We start from the raw sequence: 16,944 nt of genomic DNA on the forward strand, positions 1-16,944 counted from the left end.
ATCTTTTAACGCCACCTTAAAGCGGGAAGTGCTGCGTGATCGGAAAGTCTTTGACAACCCAATTAGCTGTCGTCAAGAGGTCTTCCGGTGGTGCATGCGCTACAACACGCGCCGGCGGCACTCCTGGTGCAATCTCGTAGCTCCTGATGTCTTTGAAGCCGAGACTTCGGCTATACTGACCACAGCAGCATAGCCAGCCCCCGATGTGTCCACTTTCCGGGGGTCGGGCCCCGCAGCGATCAACCACCTGGCCAGCCTGTTTATAGCTTTTTCCAGCGTCAACAAGTTTCAAAGCTTTAGCGATGCGATCCCGCTCGCGTTGTATGGCTCCACCGCGACTGGTATTAGCGAGTTCGATACCGTCTTGGGCAAGGTATCGGTAAGCAGTCTGTGGGAAACCAGTCTCTTTCAGTGCGCTATGCGCAGACTGGCCGCTTTCTACAAGAGCAACGACCTTTTGGTACTGATCTTTGAATTTATTCTCAGTCAGACTCCGCTGACGCTGACCACGGCTAAGGCCCTCAGCCTGACGCCACACCTTCGCCGTAGCCTTCGAGACCCCCAACTCCTTCAGGATCACCGACATCGGACGCGCATCATGCAGATACGCCTCCACGTACCGCTCACACAGCCTCTTATCACTTGACATCTACACAACCTCCTAGCTGTATAGATGCATTCACCACCTGAACTCGCCTTCCCTGCACGGCACCGATTTGGCAGTTAGGGCGAAATCCTCGCCGTGCCCGGCGCCATAACCCAGGCCCACAAAATAGATCTCTGCGCACATAGCCCCGAATCCGCACCGCACGGCCGCATGGCGTAGAATATGCGGTCTGAAAGCTTTCACAACTCGTTCAGGAGGACTTCGTGCCACCAAAGGTCACTGACACTCAGCCCGCTGCAGACCAGAACAATGCAGTCGAGGAGGAGACCGCCCGCGCTGCGCGCCGCATCGTCGCTACTTATGCTGAGGACTTCCTCGATGGCGTGACCTTGATGTCCATGCTCGGCGTCGAGCCAGATGGCTTGGTACACAAGAAGGTTCTGGCAGAGCAGGAAGACGCTGCGCCAAAGAAGGCTTCTAAGAAGTCCTCGAAGAAGACAACCAAGAAATCTTCGAAGAAGACCACCAAGAAGGCAACGAAGAAGTCGACCAAGAAGTCCACAAAGAAGACCGCCAAGAAGGCTTCTAAGAAGACCACGAAGAAGGCCTAAGAACAATGTCTGGCCACGACAATTCCTTCGTGGTGGTGGCCAACCGCCTCCCCGTGGATCTGGAGATCCAACCGGACGGCACCCGCACCTGGAAGGCCTCTCCTGGCGGCTTGGTTACTGCTTTGTCGCCAGTGCTGGAGGCCGAGCAAGGCTGCTGGGTGGGCTGGCCAGGCATCACAAACGACGCCCCGGAACCCTTCCACACCGAAAACGGCGTGCTGCTGCACCCGGTCAAGCTGACCGACGTGGATTATGAGGGCTTCTACGAGGGCTTTTCCAACGCCACCCTGTGGCCGCTCTACCACGACCTCATCGTCACCCCGCAGTACAAGCGCGAGTGGTGGTACTCCTATCGCGAGGTCAACCTGCGCTTTGCCGAGGAAGTGGCCAAGGTCGCAGCACCCAACGCCACGGTATGGGTACAGGACTATCAGCTGCAGCTGCTGCCAGGCATTCTGCGCCAACTACGCCCCGATCTCACCATCGGCTTCTTCCTGCACATTCCATTCCCTTCCGCAGATCTCTTCCTGCAACTGCCATGGCGCGAAGAGGTCGTCCGCGGGTTGATGGGCGCCGATGTCATTGGATTCCACCTCGAATCCAATGCCCGAAACTTCTTAGAGCTGGCCACTCGCCTCGGCTTAGAGGTCACGGGCGAGGTCAGCACCCGCGACATCACTGCCAGCATCAAGGTCGATGGCCGCACCGTTGGCGTGGGCGCGTTCCCGATCTCCATCAAGTCCTCCGACATGACGCGGTTCAGTAAGGCGGAGGACCGCGACGTCGCCAAGCTGCGTGCGGAATTCGGCGGCCACCACCGCGTCATCTTAGGCGTCGACAGGCTGGACTACACCAAGGGAATCCTGCAGCGCCTCAAAGCTTTCGAGGAGCTGCTGGAGGCGCAGGCGCTGGATCCGAGCGAGGTTACGCTGGTGCAGATTGCCACGCCTTCGCGCGAGCGCATCGACCATTACCGCGTGACCCGCTCGCAGGTCGAGGAGGCCGTGGGGCGCATCAATGGGCGCTTCGGCCAGATTGGGCGGCCAGTGGTCCACTACGTGCACCGCGCAGTGGACAAGGACATGCTACGCAAGTACTACCGGCTTGCCGACGTCATGCTGGTCACCCCCTTCAAAGACGGCATGAACCTGGTGGCCAAGGAGTATGTGGCCTGCCACGACGACGGCCGCGGTGCATTGGTGCTCTCCGAGTTTGCCGGCGCCGCCGCGGAGCTCAAGCAGGCCAACCTATGCAATCCTTTCGACATAGAGTCCATCAAACGCGCCCTGCTCAGCGCATTGAAGGCGCTTGATGATTCACCCGACACCATGCGCCAGCACATGCTCGACCTGCATGCGCAGGTGGTCCAACACGACGTGGATGTATGGTCGCGCGCCTTTTTGAGCGCCCTAGAGAAAGCAGCGAAGAACAAGTGAAGCGAGTAATTACAGCGGCACTTCTCGCCGCATCAATGACACTTAGCGCCTGCGGCTCCGAGGATTCAGGGCCGCAGCCACGCGGTGACGAGAGAATCGTGGGCAAGAACTGGCAAGTAGTGGCTATCTACACCAAGCCGGATGAGCCTTCTGCGATTCCGCAGACCGCTAAGGCGGTGCCACAAATGAGCTTCGGCGAATCCTCCATTGTGGGCTCTACTGGCTGTGCGCCGTTCCAAGCCAAGGTCTCCTACAGCGAGGCCGAGAACGCCGCCAATATCCGCGACGCGGACACCATGCACATCGATAAGGTGCGAATGGATACCCGTCCCGACGATTGCACCGGCTCGGCACTATGGGCGGATAATCTGCTACGCAATCTGCTGGCGGAAGACCATGATTTTGAGGTTCGGCTTAACCCGAATAATCAGCTGGTGCTGACTCTGGATACCGCCGAGGTGGACTCCCCCGCTATTCGTATGGTCTCGCTTTAGGGCTGTTTTAGGATGAGTGCATGATTGAAAAGCTCGCAGCAACCAAGCATCTGGCCGTAGTTTCTGACTTTGATGGCACCCTCGCCGGTTTTGCCAATGACATCTATGAGGTTCACGCCGAGCCGCGGTCGTTGGCTGCCCTGGAGCGTCTGGCGCAGCTGCCGGATACCACGGTGGCGGCGCTTTCTGGGCGCCACTTGGAAGGGCTAAAGCGCGTCTTCCCGCTGCGCGAGCCGGTTCTGTTGGGCGGCTCCCACGGCGCGGAATCCTCGTGGCAGGACTCTTCCCTTTCGCCGGAAGCCCAGGCGCACTTGGACCGCAAGGAAGCAGAAATCCGTGAGCTGATGGAGCGCTTTCCTGGCGCAGAAATTGAGATTAAGCCTTTCCAGCGCGTGTTCCACCTGCGCCGCTTGGAGCTTACAGACCCAGAGCTAGCCGCCGAGGCCTACGCTGCTGGCCGCGCACTCGACCCAGCCGGTTTCCCCATGACTGCCGGCAAGTCTGTCATCGAGTTCTCCGCCACCCAGGCCACGAAGGGCTCATGGATTTCCGAGTTGCGCGAGCGCGTCGGCGCCACCGCCACCGTCTTCCTGGGAGATGACGTCACCGATGAAGACGGATTCGCGGTTTTGAATCAGCCACCAGACCTGGGCGTGAAGGTTGGCGAGGGCGAGACGCTAGCCGCACACCGCGTTCCGGATATTGCGGCTGTGTCTGATTTCTTGGAGGAGCTCGCCGCGGCCCGCGCGGTTCACCTCGGCGCTTAAGCGTGACGCGCGATAAACAGGGCAAGCGCGGTAAACGGGGCAAGCGCGGTAAATTTTGCCAAACAAGGCGCTGATTTCGGCAAGTTTTGGCGCAATATTTGGCAAAGTGTGCCGACTAGAGCCGCCAATCCAATAAATGCTGCTCGCGCGGCGAGCCCACCGTGGTCCCCTCGTTGAAGCGGGTGGGCAGCAGCTTGTGGTCGTGCGCTGGGGCAGTCTCGGAAAGCGCGGCGTCGATATGCTCGGCCAACATGTGGCCTGCCGCCGCACCCTTGGCTTTATTCGGCTGGACCACGGTAGTAAGCCCCGCCAGCAAGGCGGTGGTGATGCCGTCAAACCCCGTCACGGAGAGGTCTTTCGGTGCCGCGAGGCCAGCATCGCGCAAGACGCCGAGCACGCCGAGCGCCATCGAGTCGGTGGTGCACAGCACGGCGGTCAGCTCCGGGTGGGTGCCGAAAAGCTCGGCGGCCGCGGAACGCGCGGTGCTCGCATCGTTGATGTGGCGGGTGACAATGGGAATCTCGCCAATGCCTGCCTGTGCAAATACATCGAGAGCGCCCAGCACGCGGTCGCGCTGGACGTGCATGTCTGCGCGTTCGACCTGCTCCGGGCTCACAAAACCATCGATGCGCTCGTGGTGGAGACGAATGCACAGGATGCCAATGCGGCGATGGCCGGCCGCGAGCAACGCGCGGGCGGCGGGTTTGATTGCCTCGCGGTCATCGATGCCCACGAAGGGAAGTCCAGAGTCCTTGGGCTGATCGCAGACCACCAGCGGAAGACCACGCGTTCGCGCCGCTTCCACGGATTCGGACGAGACCGAGTAGATAACGAAGCCATCCACGGCGGCGCGGGTGAGGAGGGCAGCAGCGTCGTCGGAAGGGGCGTCGGGCCCTGCGGGAATCAGAGTTAGGGTGGTCGCGGCACCCGTGGATGCCTCTGCCATGCCGGCTAGAAAATCAACGGAGGCGGCGTCCTCGAAGGCGTAGGACAAATGCTCGGTCAGGAGGACCCCCGTGGAGCCCGCGCGGCGGGTGCGCAGGCTGCGCGCGGTGGGGTCGGGGCCCGTGTAGCCGTGGGCTGCGGCCGCGGAGAGAATGCGCTCGCGCGTGGCTGGGGCCAGCTGGTCTGGGCGATTATATGCATTGGAAACGGTGGTACGCGAAACACCCAATTCAGCAGCCAGCGAGGCTAGCGTTTTCCGATTCTGGCTGCGTTTTACCATGCTGGCTACCCTACCCTGTTCACCTCTGCGTTTCGCGTTTCAGGCAAGGTCTTTAGCGAGCGGATTCTCAATACATTTCCATTTGACAACAATTTTCAACAAACGCAAACTAGAGGGCATGAGTTTTTCCCTTAAATCCCTGGCTGCGCCCGCCGCTCTCCTGTGTGCAGGCAGCCTCACCCTGGCCGGTTGCTCCAGTACCGATAGCGCCGACGAGGACACCATCAAGGTCGTCGCCTCCACCTCCATCTGGGCAGATGTGGCCCAGGAAGTCATCGACTCCGCACAGAGGCAAGACGTCAAGATTGAGGTCGAGCCAATCGTCAAGGGCAACGGCGTCGACCCGCACCACTTCGAGCCCACCGCGGCAGACATCGCTAAGGCCAACGAAGCCGACGTCCTCATCGTCGGCGGAGGCGGATACGATTCCTGGCTGTACCAGGCAGTAAAGAACCAGGACGAGATCATCCACGCCCTCCCTCTGACCGACCACGGCAAGCTCGACGAAGAGCCGGACGTCGTCACCGCGGCAGAGGCCAAGGACATCGCCAAGAAGGAGCCCTCCAAGGTCACCAACATCGAGGGCAACGAGCACGTCTGGTACGACGCTGCCGCCATCGAGAAAGTGGCCACCGAGGTCGCCGACCTAGTCAATGAGGCCAACCCAGAGGCCAAGGCATCTGCAGACCCGCTGTTGGAGCGCGTCGAGGACATTAAGGCGCGTGTCGAGAAGCTGCCGAAGCTCAACTATGCGCAGACCGAGCCGATTGCGGACTACATCATGAAGTACACCCCTGCCTTGGACGTGACGCCGGAGGGCTTCCGCAAAGCCACCGTGTCTGAGGGCGAGCCGACTGCCGCCGACCTCGCACGCTTCCTAGAGGCCATCAAGGAAGACAAGGTCGATCTGCTGATTTATAACCCACAGACCGAGACCGATATCTCCTCGCGCATCCACAAGGCAGCCGAGGAGCGCCACATCCCTATCGTGGAAATCGGCGAGACCCCACCAGAGGGCACGAACTTCCTCGACTACTACGAGCAGGCCGTGGACCACATCGAGGCAGCTTAGTGCTGGTTCAATTTCATGAAGCGGCCGTGGAACCGCTGTGGTCGGGGCTCAACCTGGGCGTCGACAAGCGCGAATTCATCGCCGTCTTGGGGCCAAACGGCGTGGGCAAGTCCACCTTGCTGGGCACCATCCTGGGCACGCGCCAGCTCACCGGAGGGCGCGTGGACGTCAATTCGCGGGTTGGTTTTATTCCGCAGCAGCGCATGTTTCCGCAGGATCTTCCCATGCGCGCTCGGGATTTGGTCTCACTGTCGTTGGCACACGGGGCCATCGCTAAGCGACGCCCCTCCCGCGCCCGCGTCGACGAACTCCTCGCCGAAGTGGGTGCCACCGGCATCGCCGAGCGCCGCGTGGGGCAACTTTCGGGCGGTCAGCAACAGCTCATCCGGCAGGCCCAGGCGCTGGCCAATGACCCGCAGCTCATCCTTGCCGACGAACCATTACTCTCGCTCGATCCTGCCCGCCAGCAAGCGACCGTGGAAAAGCTCGACCGCTGGCGCAAAGAACGCGGCACCTCCTTGTTGTTCGTGACACACGGCATCAACCCGGTGCTAGGCGTGGTGGACAAGGTGCTCTACATCGCCCCGCATGGCCACATGTTTGGCGCTGTGGATGAGGTTATGCGCTCGGATGTCTTGTCTGAGCTGTATGGTTCCAAGGTCAACGTCATCGAGGTCGATGGGAGACTCATCGTTGTCTAATAGGTTTTTCGAAGACACCCAGTATCTGCTCGGCGTCGATTTCGTGCAGTCTTCTCTGTGGGCCTGCGCGCTGCTGGGCATCCTCTCTGGTGTGATGACCTCACTCATCGTGCTGCGCCAGATGTCCTTTTCGGTGCACGCGACGTCTGAGCTCGCCCTAATGGGCGCTTCGGCGGCCCTGCTCTTCGGATTTAACTTAGGCTTTGGTGCCATCGCGGGCGCCATCGTGGCCGCCATCATCCTGGCGGTGTTGGGGCTGAAAGGCCAGCAAGACAGCGCGATTGGCGTGGTGATGAGCTTTGGCCTTGGTCTATCGGTGCTGTTTTTGCATCTCTATCCGGGCAATTCCAATACGGCGATGACGCTGCTGACCGGCCAGATCGTGGGTGTTTCCGCGGCCTCGGTGTGGCTGCTGGCGCTGACTACCGTCATCATCGTGGGCGTCGTGTTGCTCTTCTGGCGCCCGCTGCTTTTCGCTTCCGCCGACCCGGTCATGGCGCAGGCAGCTGGCGTACCGGTGCGCGCTATCTCCGTAGGCTTTGCCATTCTGGTGGGCCTTACCGCGGCGCAGTCGGTGCAGATTGTCGGTTCGCTGTTGGTCATGGCGCTGCTGATTACACCGGGCGCAGCAGCAGTGCAGATCACCTCCTCGCCGGTGCGCGCGGTGCTGTGGTCCACGCTTTTCGCCGAGGTCGCCGCCGTGGGTGGCCTCATCCTCTCGCTAGCACCAGGCTTGCCAGTCTCGGTCTTCGTCACCACGATTTCTTTTGTCATTTACCTGGTTTGCCGTCTAATCGGCTGGCTGCGCAACCGCCGTGCCGTGCGCGACGACATCGCCGCCGCCCGCGTCACCAAAGCTCACTTCGAGGGCCGCAGCGATTCGGAAAGCACCACACCAGCACGCACGACGAAACCTGCGCTCACCCCGACTAAACTTTTGCTCCATGACCATCGTGGAATTTCAGGGATTCAAGCGTAAGTACACCGTCGTCGCGCCGGAAAATCCCGGTCCGAACCTGCTGCTTTTCCTCCACGGTTCGCTGCAAAATGGCAGCGTGATGCGGCGCTTTACAAACGGTACTTTCGACGAGCTCGCCGCCCGCACGGGCACGGTGGTTGTCTACCCCGACGGCGTGGACAGGCACTTCAACGACGCCCGCGCGGTGCTTCCGGTCAAGGCCCGTGAGCTTGGCATTGACGACGTCGCCTTTCTCCAACACGTCGCCGCCACCGTACAGGAGGAATACGGAACGCAGCGCACCTTCGCCTGCGGTTATTCCAACGGCGGGCAGATGGTAATTCGCCTGCTTTTCGACGCCCCCGGCTTCCTCAACGGCGCTTGCATCTTCGCCTCGACGATGGGCAGCGGCGCTAACCATGCGCCGTCTAATCCCGAGGGCTATAAGCCCACCCCAATCCTCATGATGCATGGCACGGCGGACCCGTTAGCACCTTATGAAGGCGGCCAGGCTGGCCTCGCGAATAGCTCCCGCGGCGAGGTTACTTCCGCGTTGTGGACTGCGCAGCGTTTCGCCACGATGAACGGTTGCTCTAAGGCCAAGGTAACCCGCCCGTTTTCTGATGTGTCTTTGCATTCCTGGGAAGGTGACAACCCCGTCGAACTGTGGACCATGGAAGGCGTGGGCCACGTCATCCCCTCGGGCAACGAGCTCGACGCGCGCTTGGGCCCGAATACCGATAGCTTCATCGCGGCCCAGGTGGTGGAGGACTTCTTCGGCTTTTAGCCCCGTGGCTCGCCTCCCCGCTACTTACCCAGCCCTGGGCATTTGCAACAGGATGGCAGCTCAACCCATAGCGGGTAAGGTTTTTATGGCTAACTGGACTCTGTTCTCTGCAGCAAAGATGTCAAGCAGCTGGGAAACTATTTTCTTGATCATCGGCACAGAAAGATGTGTTTCTTCCGCGATGCCATTATTTGAGTGCCCACATACAATTCCGTTTAGAATTCGAAGCTGAATTGCGGATAGTCGCTCGAGGTTTCGCTGCATATCTGGTTCAGGCATTGTCCCAACAGCTACGCCGTTTATATCGAAGCAACAACTTAATTTAAGGCCCCCATGGCCGGAGCGAGCTTCCCGGGTAACGACGCAATATGCAGACGCGCCCAAATTGATTGCCGTTTGAAGCTTCTCACGCGAATGCTGTGAATAATCCACCAAGTAAATGAAATCGCTGCTCTTTAACTCTTGTATATCCCATACCCAGGTCGCCGAGTCTTTGCGCTCGCACAACACCAGCAATTGCTCCTGTGAGCCAGACAATGCATTCAGCAGCTCCCTTTGAGTGGACGCACATTCAACCTGGGGCCAGAGGAAGTAGCGTCTTAGCTCATCGAGTATCGGTTGCTCATCGTCTCGGATGCCAGCGAGCAGACACGGCATATCCGAGTATTTCAATCGCCACACTAAAGCGTTACCTCGCAGTCTGCTTGGTCAGCTACATGCTTGGAATGCGTCGCGACGACGACAACGGCGCCTTGGTCAGCGAAAGCACGAAGGTGTTCAACAACCAGCTGAGCATTGTCCTCGTCAAGCGCACCGGTTGGCTCGTCCGCCAATACGATTTTGGGCTTGGAAACGAGGATCCTCGCCAAGGCTACTCGTTGTTGTTCGCCGCCCGACAAGCCGCTGACCACACGCTTTTCATAGCCGCGTAAACCAACCTGCGCCAAAGCGCTGTCTAGCGCCTCGTCGAAAGCACGGCGCGAAACGTTACTGGCTGCGAGCTTCACGTTGTCGACAACGGTGAGGTCAGGAACCAAGCCGTAATCTTGAAAAAGATACCCAACGCATTCGCGTCGATACTTGCGCAGTCGACCTGCCGATAGCGATGCAATGTTGTTTCCATCCCACATGATTGAGCCTTTGTCCGGCGAGATCAGACCGCCCAAGAGGTTCAACAGGGTGGTTTTCCCACTTCCGGAGACACCGGTTAATGCAGTCACCCGGCCAGCCGCAAAAGACCGCGTAAGGCCGGAAAGAATCATTTTTCCCTTCACACTGTAGTGAAGGTCTTCAACCTGAATTTCCATATCCTAATTTCCCTCGCTGTCTGTCCAGCGCATTTGATTTCGCGCACTAATCCACCAGGTCAAACCGATTGAAATACACATCCACACGATCGAAAATGCGACGACAACAAGAACGGTTGCCGTGGACCACCTGTTTTCAAACCCCATCGACCACGTTGATGGATAGTGCGATTCCAGTTGTTCCTTATGCTCGCGCAAACGATACAAAACCCAGCCGATGGTGGTAACGAAAAAGAATAGCTCGGCCAGCAGAATCTTCCTGCACATCTTCCACGGGCTGCGCCCACAAATGAAGGAAACATAGAGCTCTCGCCGGAACGCCACCTGGAAACTGAAAAGCCCCGCGACGATTAACAAGGAAACCAGTAATATCGCTACGACCGTATTTAACGACCAAAGGCTGAATTGATCTTTGGCTTCCTCAAGGGACGATCGCCAGGAATCAGCATGCGGTTGTGCCGTGGCAAGCACCTTGCCCACCGTCCCATCTTTCAGCTCACCAACGACAGTTGGCTCGATGGCAAGGAGGACTTTCTGCGAGGCTTTCGCGAGTAAATTCCGGTCACCGATAGCTTCAAGCCCCACTGGTAACGAGACCACAATGGGGTCATTAATTACTGGCCGCAGCTCAACGTCATAGGAAAAGACTTGCCCAAGCGAACAATCCTCTTTCCAGTTAAAATCTGGAACTTTCTTCTTCGCGAGTTCGGCTTCAAATGCAACGGAGTCAATAATCGTCTGTTTGGATTCTTCACTGAGGGCAACGGGAGCACAAACGGTTACGTCTTCTTCAGAAGGGGAAACACCAGCTTGAACGGCGAACCGATGGTTGCTGAGAATAACCGGGGCTTCCAGTTGAGTCGGCCAGGTAAGCCAAAAAGGATCCGCTAAGAGTAGCTTTCCTTCGCGGTCCGCCTGACGCAAGGGCGCTGCAGCTGCAGCCTGTTCTTTTTCATCCGGAGTGATATTCGAGCTCAGGGCAAACTCTTGCTCATTGGCATGTCCGCTCCAATACGGTTGCAATTCCTCTCGCGCGGACACCTCAGCACCGGTATCAACCATCTGCGAAAGTGCCGTCAGGCTCGTCAAGAGTGCCAATAGCCGGACAGCATACAGAGCGTAGGTAATTGGACGCGCCCGAACCTTGCCTTTGATGGCCTGCGGGATCGAAATATTTCGAACCAATAACTGCCCGAGCACATAGCCCAGCGCCAAACCGACCCATTGGAGCAACACAGAAACGCCGAAAAAGGCCCAAAACAACGTCGCTTCTGCCCAGTCGTTGTAAAGATACAATGCCGCCGCAATAAAAATGATCGCAAGAAAAAATGGTAGCCATGTTTGCTTGGCAAGCCGCGTTACATCAAGCCTTAGCGTCTGCGATAGCTTTAGCCCCAAAAGTCTGTGAATGCCGATTTCGCGAGCCCGCACTAGGCAGTGCCCGCCACCCAACACGAGCGCGAGTAGAAAAGCAGCCGCGACCAACAAAGGCAGCGACGAAGTCATGACGATGCTCCAAGTCAAGTTCTGGAGCCCTATCACGGAATACCCGCGCTCCTCCAACCATGTCGTTAGGTCTCGAGCGTCGTTTTCCGATCCTTTAATGTTAAAAACTTGGCGCGGTTCCTTAGTCGGAATTTCCGACAATGGATACCAAACAAGCTTTTCGCCTCTCTGAAACTTTTGAGACTCAAAGTTAGCTGCACCTGAAGGCAGAGCCGAGGAGTAGATTCGCACCTCACCATCCGAATCAGCTAGCGAGGCGTAATAAATCGATACGTCAAATCCTGAGTCCCGCGCAAATTCAGAAAGCTCAGGAAACAGTGTTTCTGTGTGACTGTCAGGTTTGAAGTCTTCGATCTGGACAAACTCGTTGCCAAGCCGGTAATCCAGAGTCGATAAGAGGCTGGCTCCGACAAAGGCAATGAATGCGCTAATAACCGTAGAGAGCAAAATCCCTACGGTTAGTAGTCTGACTGAAGTTTTCATCGAGCCTTAGCAGTGTCGGTAGTAGGACTTATTTCCAGAGGACTTCTTGGGAGCTGTTGCTCGTGACCAAGTGTTTTTGTTGACGCAACCGCTATCCGACTTGAAGGTACCAACAGCAGTTGAACCGTGCCGCACCCCATTGTGAAAGTAGTGCGACCAAACTTGGCCACTACCCGTACCGTAGTCCCACGTGCCGCCATCGATATTTACAATCGTGGCCCCAGCAACACCTGTACCACCCAACGCCAACAAACCTGCGAGAGTTACTGAAACTGCTCGCTTAGACATGCTCACTTTCATAAGCATTCCTTTCTTGAGAAGAATCTGAACTTATAGCGCGCGCTACTAAAAGATATACGCTGCCCCTAAACCGCGTTCAAGTGTCAAAAGTTACCTTTCGCAGATTCATCAACTCCGCGCAAATACCCAGGCCTCAATCCGCAGCTCTCTGGTGGATTGCAGGGCGTCGGCAAGCGCGTGAAAATGCGAGCAGGAGGTCTGGGTTTCCAGCCCTGGGCATTTGCAACCAGGACGGCGGTAGCTGCCCAGCAGACGCATTGGAGGCAAGCAAAAAGGCGCCGCACAACGCGACGCCTTCCAAATTACGTGTTACTTCGCAGCGCGACGCTGCCGAGCAAACTCCGAAAGCACTGCACCCGCAGCAACGGATGCGTTTAAGGACTCAACCCAACCGGTCATCGGGATGGACATGATGACATCGCAGTTCTCGCGGACCAAGCGGGAGATGCCCTTTCCCTCAGAGCCGATGACGATGACCACGGGATCCTTGCCACCCGTGTAGGTGTCGAGCGTGTGCTCGCCGCCGGCGTCTAGGCCAACGACCTGGTAGCCGGCTTTCTGGAATTCCTGCACGGTGCGGGTCACGTTGGTCACGCGCGCGACGGGCAAGCGTGCTGCGGTACCCGCGGAAGTACGCCACGCCACTGCAGTCACCGACGCGGAGCGACGCTCCGGAATGATGACGCCGTGGCCGCCGAACGCCGCAACGGAGCGGATAACCGCGCCCAAGTTACGCGGGTCGGTGATGTTATCCAGAATGACAAACATGCCCGGCTCGCCAGCGTCCTTCGCGCGGTCCATCAGGTCATGGAAGTCCGCGTACTTATAAGGCGGAATCTGCAGGCCAATGCCCTGGTGCAAACCGTTGCCGGTCATGCGATCCATCTCGTGACGCTGAATCTCAAGGATAGGAATGTTGCGGGAATTCGCAATGGCCACGGCCTCCGACAGGCGCGCATCGTTGCGGGTACCCTGCACGATGTACAGCGAGGTAGCAGGCACCTTCGCGTGCAGACACTCGACAACCGGGTTACGGCCGACGACCATCTCCGCCGTCTCCTTCTGGTGGCGGCCCGAGTTGCGGCGCTCGCGCTCCAGCTTGGCCTTGTGCTTCGCGTGGTAGACGCGATCCTCTGCCTTAGGCGTTGGACCCTTGCCCTCAAGGCCCTTCTTTACCTGGCCACCACTGCCCTTAGTGGCGCCCTTCTTGTTTGTCTTGCGGATGCCCGCGCCGCCGCGGCCGTGCGTACGTGCCATGAATTCTCCTTAGGCCAGCGACCAGGTGGGGCCGTCGGCAGTGTCAGTGATGGTGATGCCAGCTGCGGCGAGGCGGTCGCGGACGGCGTCCGCAGTGGCCCAGTCCTTCTCCGCGCGGGCTTGAGTGCGGCGCTCCAGTTCTGCTTGGACGAGTGCGTCCAGCGCTGTATCCGCAGTGCTTGTCGACGCCCCATCTTTCCACTGTTCAGCCAAAGGATCAAAGCCCAGCACCGCGGCCATGGCACGAACAGACTCAGCGATTCGTCGTGCCTGAGCCTCATCGCCAGCGCCCAGGGCCTTATTGCCTGCGCGCACATTGGTGTGAATCTCGGCCAGTGCCTTCGGAACGGCGATGTCGTCGTTCATGGCGTCCTCGAAGGCCGGGGTCCAGTCTCCTACGACGAGGTCGTCGAACTTGTTCACGAAGTCCTCGATGCGGCGGTAGCCGGCAGCGGCCTCGGTCAAGGCTGCCTCGGAGTATTCCAGCACGGAGCGGTAGTGCGCGGAGCCCAGGTAGTAGCGCAGCTCGACCGGGCGGACGAGCTCCAGCATGTTGGGAACCGACAAGACATTGCCCAAGGACTTGGACATCTTCTCGCCGGCCATGGTCACCCAGTGGTTGTGCATCCAGTAATTGGCAAACTTATCGCCGGCGGCATGGGACTGCGCGACCTCGTTCTCGTGGTGCGGGAACTGCAGGTCGAGACCACCGCAGTGAATGTCGAACTCGCCGCCCAAGTAGTAGGTGGACATAGCCGAGCACTCCAAATGCCAGCCGGGGCGTCCACGGCCCCACGGGGTAGGCCAAGAAGGCTCGCCGGGTTTGGCGGCCTTCCACAGCGCGAAGTCCTGCGGCCCGCGCTTTCCGCGCTTGAGAGCCTCTGGGTCTTCGCCCTGCTCCATCTCCTCGACCCGGTTGCCGGACAGGGAGCCGTAGTCAGATCCCTCGGCCGCGACCCAGGCTTGGACGTCGAAGTAGACGGAACCTGCTCCGTCTGCCCCCGCGGTATCGTCAGATACCGCGTAGGCAAAGCCGGCGTCGATAAGCCGCTGCATGTAGTCCACCATCTGGGTAACGAATCCCGTGGCGCGTGGCTCTACCGATGGCGGCAGGACGCCCAGGGTGTTGTAGGCCTTGGTGAACTCGCGCTCGTAGGTGGAAACCCACTCCCACCAGGGGCGGCCATTATCGGCGGCCTTGGTGAGAATCTTGTCATCGATGTCGGTGACGTTGCGCACGAAGGCGACGTCCAGGCCCTGCGCCATGAGCCAGCGGCGCAGAATATCAAAGGCTACGCCGGAGCGCAGGTGGCCGATGTGCGGCTGTGCCTGCGGGGTGGCACCACACAAGTAAATCGAGGCGTGGCCCTCTTTAACGGGCACGAAATCGCGTTGGCTACGGGTGGCGGTGTCATAAATGCGTAGGTTACTCACCCTGACCATTCTAGGCTATGGGCGCTTGGCTGTTTGCGGTTGCTTTAAGTCACGGCGATGCGCCTTCCACGCGCGCCTTTCCCGGGAATTACTGTTTCCAGACCACCGCCGTCGCCACCGCGGCGCGGCCTTCGGAGCGGCCGGTGAATCCCAGGTGGTCGGTGGTGGTAGCGGAGACGGAAACGGGAGCGCCTAAAATCTCACTGAGCACGTGCTCGGCCTCTTCGCGGCGCGGGCCCATCTTCGGGGTTTGTCCCACCAGCTGAGCTGCGGCGTTACCAATCACGAAGCCATTTTCTTCAAGCAGTTCACGGCACTCGCGCAGCAGGCGCTCGCCCGAAACGTTGTCGTATTCTTTGCGCCCAACACCCACGAACGAGCCCAAGTCACCGAGGTTGGCGGCGGACAAGAGGGCGTCGACAAGCGCGTGGCTGACCACGTCGCCGTCGGAGTGGCCCTCGCAGCCATCGGCGTCGTCGAAAAGCAGCCCAGCAATCCAGCAGGGCTTGCCTTCCTCAATCTGGTGGGCGTCGGTGGCAATGCCTACGCGCGGGATGATGGGCTGGGTCATGAGAGCTCCTTGTTTAAAATCGCCGTGGCCAGCGTGAGATCGATGGGCGTGGTGATTTTGAAAGCTAGTGGGTCGCCCTCGACGGTCGTGACGGGGACGCCAAACCATTCCATCAAGCTGGCATCGTCAGTGGCCACGAAATCTTGCTGGCCTGAGAAATAGGCTTCGTTCGCTTCGCGCAGCTTAGCCACGCGGAAGCCCTGCGGGGTTTGGACCGCGCGCAGCTTTGAACGGTCCGGGGTGGATACGACGCGGTGCTCGTCGACGACCTTGATGGTGTCCGCGACCGGCACCACCGGGACGACCGCGGGGACGCTGCGCACGGCCTCGGCAACGCGCGCGATCATCTCGGGCGGGGTTAGCGCGCGGGCGGCGTCGTGAATGAGGACGATGGCATCGTCAGGGATGTGCTGGAGGCCAGCCCATACGGAGTCAGCGCGCTCCCCGCCGCCGTGGACCAAGTGAGCGCCGGGCAGCAGGGCGCGTGCGTGCTCTTCCATCTCGGGGCTGACGGTGACGATCAGCTCGTCACAGACCTCCCCCATGGCCGCCGCAGAACGCTCCAGCAAAGTGCGGCCTTCCAGCTCAACATAAGCCTTCGGCAATTCGGCGCCCAAGCGGGTGCCCATGCCTGCGGCCGCGATGAGGCCGTAGACCTTAGTCTTCGTCGTCGAAGGAGAGGTCATCGAGATCGATGTCGTTGTCGATATCGGTGGTGATGGACTTATCCTCCACGATGCCGGCAGCGCGGTGACGCTCGATGGTGGCATCGATTTCTTCCATCATGGTGTCGGCCTTCTTTTCATCGACCGGGGAAGCCAGCGCGAGCTCGCCCACGAGAATCTGGCGAGCCTTGGTAAGCATGCGCTTCTCACCAGCAGACAGGCCGCGATCCTGGTCACGGCGCCACAGGTCACGAACCACTTCCGCGACCTTGTTGATGTCACCAGAGGCTAGGCGCTCCTGGTTTGCCTTGTAACGGCGGGACCAGTTGCCGGCCTCTTCCACGTCGAGCTCACGCAAAACGGAGAAGACGCGCTCGAGGCCTTCCTTGCCCACGACGTCACGCACACCGACGGTCTCGGCGTTCTTCGAAGGCACTCGAACCACAAGGTCAGACTGGTTGATCTGGAGGACGAGGAACTCCAGGGTCTCGCCGCCCATCTCACGCTGCTCAATGTCAGTAATCCTGGCAGCACCGTGGTGCGGGTAGACGACGACCTCTCCGACCTTAAATTCCATTCCCACTCCTTGTTTAATGTTCGTGCCTCGCGCGGCACGCATACAGGGCAACTAGTTTAGCACGTAGAGCTTTTGCGCTTGTCGACGCCCATGGTCTACCCCCGTATTACCCCGCCACCTACCCAACGGGTTTAGAGGAAACTGTGTACTTGGGGCGGAAAGGTACTAGGCTAAAGCGTTGATAAG

At 59.3% G+C, this 16,944-nt stretch carries 19 protein-coding genes; 9 read left to right on the top strand and 10 right to left on the bottom strand.

Annotated elements, in window-relative coordinates:
• The 5 genes from HMPREF2888_RS12730 to otsB form a co-directional block, all read left to right on the top strand.
• A partial coding sequence (locus HMPREF2888_RS12730; protein WP_141744834.1) for an integrase core domain-containing protein occupies nucleotides 1–193 on the top strand: 193 nt, incomplete at its 5' end.
• Between the two features lie 677 nt (nucleotides 194–870).
• A complete protein-coding gene (locus HMPREF2888_RS06585) occupies nucleotides 871–1,218 on the top strand; it encodes a hypothetical protein (RefSeq protein ID WP_061924617.1) in 348 nt (115 codons plus the stop codon).
• Between the two features lie 5 nt (nucleotides 1,219–1,223).
• Nucleotides 1,224–2,654 (top strand): alpha,alpha-trehalose-phosphate synthase (UDP-forming), encoded by a 1,431-nt coding sequence (locus HMPREF2888_RS06590; RefSeq protein WP_070518542.1) that lies wholly within the window; start codon nucleotides 1,224–1,226, stop codon nucleotides 2,652–2,654.
• Nucleotides 2,651–3,148 carry a metal ABC transporter substrate-binding protein gene (locus HMPREF2888_RS06595; protein WP_246815043.1) on the top strand — a complete coding sequence of 166 codons (498 nt, stop codon included), beginning with the start codon at nucleotides 2,651–2,653 and terminating at the stop codon, nucleotides 3,146–3,148. The genes HMPREF2888_RS06590 and HMPREF2888_RS06595 overlap by 4 nt, the downstream gene beginning before the upstream one ends.
• 20 nt (nucleotides 3,149–3,168) lie before the next feature.
• Nucleotides 3,169–3,915, top strand: a complete 747-nt coding sequence (gene otsB / locus HMPREF2888_RS06600; protein WP_062037210.1) for a trehalose-phosphatase — start codon at nucleotides 3,169–3,171, stop codon at nucleotides 3,913–3,915.
• A gap of 115 nt (nucleotides 3,916–4,030) precedes the next feature.
• On the opposite strand, the gene HMPREF2888_RS06605 is transcribed toward otsB, so the two are convergent.
• Nucleotides 4,031–5,140 carry a LacI family DNA-binding transcriptional regulator gene (locus tag HMPREF2888_RS06605; protein ID WP_070518543.1) on the bottom strand — a complete coding sequence of 370 codons (1,110 nt, stop codon included), beginning with the start codon at nucleotides 5,138–5,140 and terminating at the stop codon, nucleotides 4,031–4,033.
• Nucleotides 5,141–5,258: 118 nt separating this feature from the next.
• Between HMPREF2888_RS06605 and HMPREF2888_RS06610 the strand changes: the two genes are divergently transcribed.
• From HMPREF2888_RS06610 to HMPREF2888_RS06625, 4 genes are read left to right on the top strand one after another with little or no spacing between them, the layout of a single operon-like run.
• Nucleotides 5,259–6,212: a metal ABC transporter solute-binding protein, Zn/Mn family gene (locus tag HMPREF2888_RS06610; protein ID WP_061924626.1), complete on the top strand. Its 954-nt coding sequence runs from the start codon at nucleotides 5,259–5,261 to the stop codon at nucleotides 6,210–6,212.
• Entirely contained in the window at nucleotides 6,212–6,913 is a 702-nt protein-coding gene (locus HMPREF2888_RS06615; protein ID WP_049063235.1) for a metal ABC transporter ATP-binding protein, read from the top strand. Before HMPREF2888_RS06610 ends, HMPREF2888_RS06615 begins: the two co-directional genes overlap by 1 nt.
• Nucleotides 6,891–7,892, top strand: coding sequence for a metal ABC transporter permease (locus HMPREF2888_RS06620; protein ID WP_246815044.1), 1,002 nt, complete (start codon nucleotides 6,891–6,893; stop codon nucleotides 7,890–7,892). Before HMPREF2888_RS06615 ends, HMPREF2888_RS06620 begins: the two co-directional genes overlap by 23 nt.
• Nucleotides 7,858–8,658 carry a CE1 family esterase gene (locus HMPREF2888_RS06625; RefSeq protein ID WP_070518544.1) on the top strand — a complete coding sequence of 267 codons (801 nt, stop codon included), beginning with the start codon at nucleotides 7,858–7,860 and terminating at the stop codon, nucleotides 8,656–8,658. Before HMPREF2888_RS06620 ends, HMPREF2888_RS06625 begins: the two co-directional genes overlap by 35 nt.
• A gap of 60 nt (nucleotides 8,659–8,718) precedes the next feature.
• Here HMPREF2888_RS06625 and HMPREF2888_RS06630 read toward each other — a convergent pair whose 3' ends face one another.
• From HMPREF2888_RS06630 to HMPREF2888_RS06665, 9 genes are all read right to left on the bottom strand, one after another.
• Nucleotides 8,719–9,315 carry a response regulator transcription factor gene (locus HMPREF2888_RS06630; RefSeq protein WP_210386807.1) on the bottom strand — a complete coding sequence of 199 codons (597 nt, stop codon included), beginning with the start codon at nucleotides 9,313–9,315 and terminating at the stop codon, nucleotides 8,719–8,721.
• A 23-nt stretch (nucleotides 9,316–9,338) separates the two neighbouring features.
• Nucleotides 9,339–9,965, bottom strand: coding sequence for a heme ABC exporter ATP-binding protein CcmA (gene ccmA, locus HMPREF2888_RS06635; RefSeq protein WP_042532294.1), 627 nt, complete (start codon nucleotides 9,963–9,965; stop codon nucleotides 9,339–9,341).
• A 3-nt stretch (nucleotides 9,966–9,968) separates the two neighbouring features.
• Complete coding sequence (locus HMPREF2888_RS06640; protein ID WP_070518546.1) at nucleotides 9,969–11,954, bottom strand: hypothetical protein; 1,986 nt, start codon at nucleotides 11,952–11,954, stop codon at nucleotides 9,969–9,971.
• A gap of 6 nt (nucleotides 11,955–11,960) precedes the next feature.
• Nucleotides 11,961–12,260: a lactococcin 972 family bacteriocin gene (locus HMPREF2888_RS12500; RefSeq protein WP_348967633.1), complete on the bottom strand. Its 300-nt coding sequence runs from the start codon at nucleotides 12,258–12,260 to the stop codon at nucleotides 11,961–11,963.
• A 303-nt stretch (nucleotides 12,261–12,563) separates the two neighbouring features.
• Nucleotides 12,564–13,511, bottom strand: a complete 948-nt coding sequence (gene rlmB / locus HMPREF2888_RS06645; protein WP_061924644.1) for a 23S rRNA (guanosine(2251)-2'-O)-methyltransferase RlmB — start codon at nucleotides 13,509–13,511, stop codon at nucleotides 12,564–12,566.
• A gap of 9 nt (nucleotides 13,512–13,520) precedes the next feature.
• Nucleotides 13,521–14,954: a cysteine--tRNA ligase gene (cysS, locus tag HMPREF2888_RS06650; protein WP_061924646.1), complete on the bottom strand. Its 1,434-nt coding sequence runs from the start codon at nucleotides 14,952–14,954 to the stop codon at nucleotides 13,521–13,523.
• A gap of 79 nt (nucleotides 14,955–15,033) precedes the next feature.
• Nucleotides 15,034–15,516, bottom strand: a complete 483-nt coding sequence (gene ispF, locus HMPREF2888_RS06655) for a 2-C-methyl-D-erythritol 2,4-cyclodiphosphate synthase (protein WP_062037182.1) — start codon at nucleotides 15,514–15,516, stop codon at nucleotides 15,034–15,036.
• Nucleotides 15,513–16,202, bottom strand: a complete 690-nt coding sequence (ispD, locus tag HMPREF2888_RS06660; protein WP_070518547.1) for a 2-C-methyl-D-erythritol 4-phosphate cytidylyltransferase — start codon at nucleotides 16,200–16,202, stop codon at nucleotides 15,513–15,515. The genes ispF and ispD overlap by 4 nt, the downstream gene beginning before the upstream one ends.
• Nucleotides 16,174–16,758, bottom strand: coding sequence for a CarD family transcriptional regulator (locus HMPREF2888_RS06665; protein ID WP_061924655.1), 585 nt, complete (start codon nucleotides 16,756–16,758; stop codon nucleotides 16,174–16,176). Before HMPREF2888_RS06665 ends, ispD begins: the two co-directional genes overlap by 29 nt.
• Nucleotides 16,759–16,944: the final 186 nt, after the last annotated feature.

The sequence above is a fragment of the Corynebacterium sp. HMSC077D03 genome, from assembly GCF_001808545.1.
GTDB classification, from domain to species: domain Bacteria; phylum Actinomycetota; class Actinomycetes; order Mycobacteriales; family Mycobacteriaceae; genus Corynebacterium; species Corynebacterium simulans.

Coding starts and splice junctions, on each gene's coding strand:
- cysS (WP_061924646.1), bottom strand. CDS start 14,954: ATGGTCAGGGTGAGTAACCTACGCATTTATGACACCGCCACCCGTAGC.
- ccmA (WP_042532294.1), bottom strand. CDS start 9,965: ATGGAAATTCAGGTTGAAGACCTTCACTACAGTGTGAAGGGAAAAATG.
- HMPREF2888_RS06625 (WP_070518544.1), top strand. CDS start 7,858: ATGACCATCGTGGAATTTCAGGGATTCAAGCGTAAGTACACCGTCGTC.
- HMPREF2888_RS06610 (WP_061924626.1), top strand. CDS start 5,259: ATGAGTTTTTCCCTTAAATCCCTGGCTGCGCCCGCCGCTCTCCTGTGT.
- HMPREF2888_RS06605 (WP_070518543.1), bottom strand. CDS start 5,140: ATGGTAAAACGCAGCCAGAATCGGAAAACGCTAGCCTCGCTGGCTGCT.
- HMPREF2888_RS06590 (WP_070518542.1), top strand. CDS start 1,224: ATGTCTGGCCACGACAATTCCTTCGTGGTGGTGGCCAACCGCCTCCCC.
- HMPREF2888_RS12500 (WP_348967633.1), bottom strand. CDS start 12,260: ATGCTTATGAAAGTGAGCATGTCTAAGCGAGCAGTTTCAGTAACTCTC.
- HMPREF2888_RS06630 (WP_210386807.1), bottom strand. CDS start 9,315: ATGCCGTGTCTGCTCGCTGGCATCCGAGACGATGAGCAACCGATACTC.
- ispD (WP_070518547.1), bottom strand. CDS start 16,202: ATGACCTCTCCTTCGACGACGAAGACTAAGGTCTACGGCCTCATCGCG.
- HMPREF2888_RS06665 (WP_061924655.1), bottom strand. CDS start 16,758: ATGGAATTTAAGGTCGGAGAGGTCGTCGTCTACCCGCACCACGGTGCT.
- rlmB (WP_061924644.1), bottom strand. CDS start 13,511: ATGGCACGTACGCACGGCCGCGGCGGCGCGGGCATCCGCAAGACAAAC.
- HMPREF2888_RS06640 (WP_070518546.1), bottom strand. CDS start 11,954: ATGAAAACTTCAGTCAGACTACTAACCGTAGGGATTTTGCTCTCTACG.
- otsB (WP_062037210.1), top strand. CDS start 3,169: ATGATTGAAAAGCTCGCAGCAACCAAGCATCTGGCCGTAGTTTCTGAC.
- ispF (WP_062037182.1), bottom strand. CDS start 15,516: ATGACCCAGCCCATCATCCCGCGCGTAGGCATTGCCACCGACGCCCAC.
- HMPREF2888_RS06620 (WP_246815044.1), top strand. CDS start 6,891: ATGGGAGACTCATCGTTGTCTAATAGGTTTTTCGAAGACACCCAGTAT.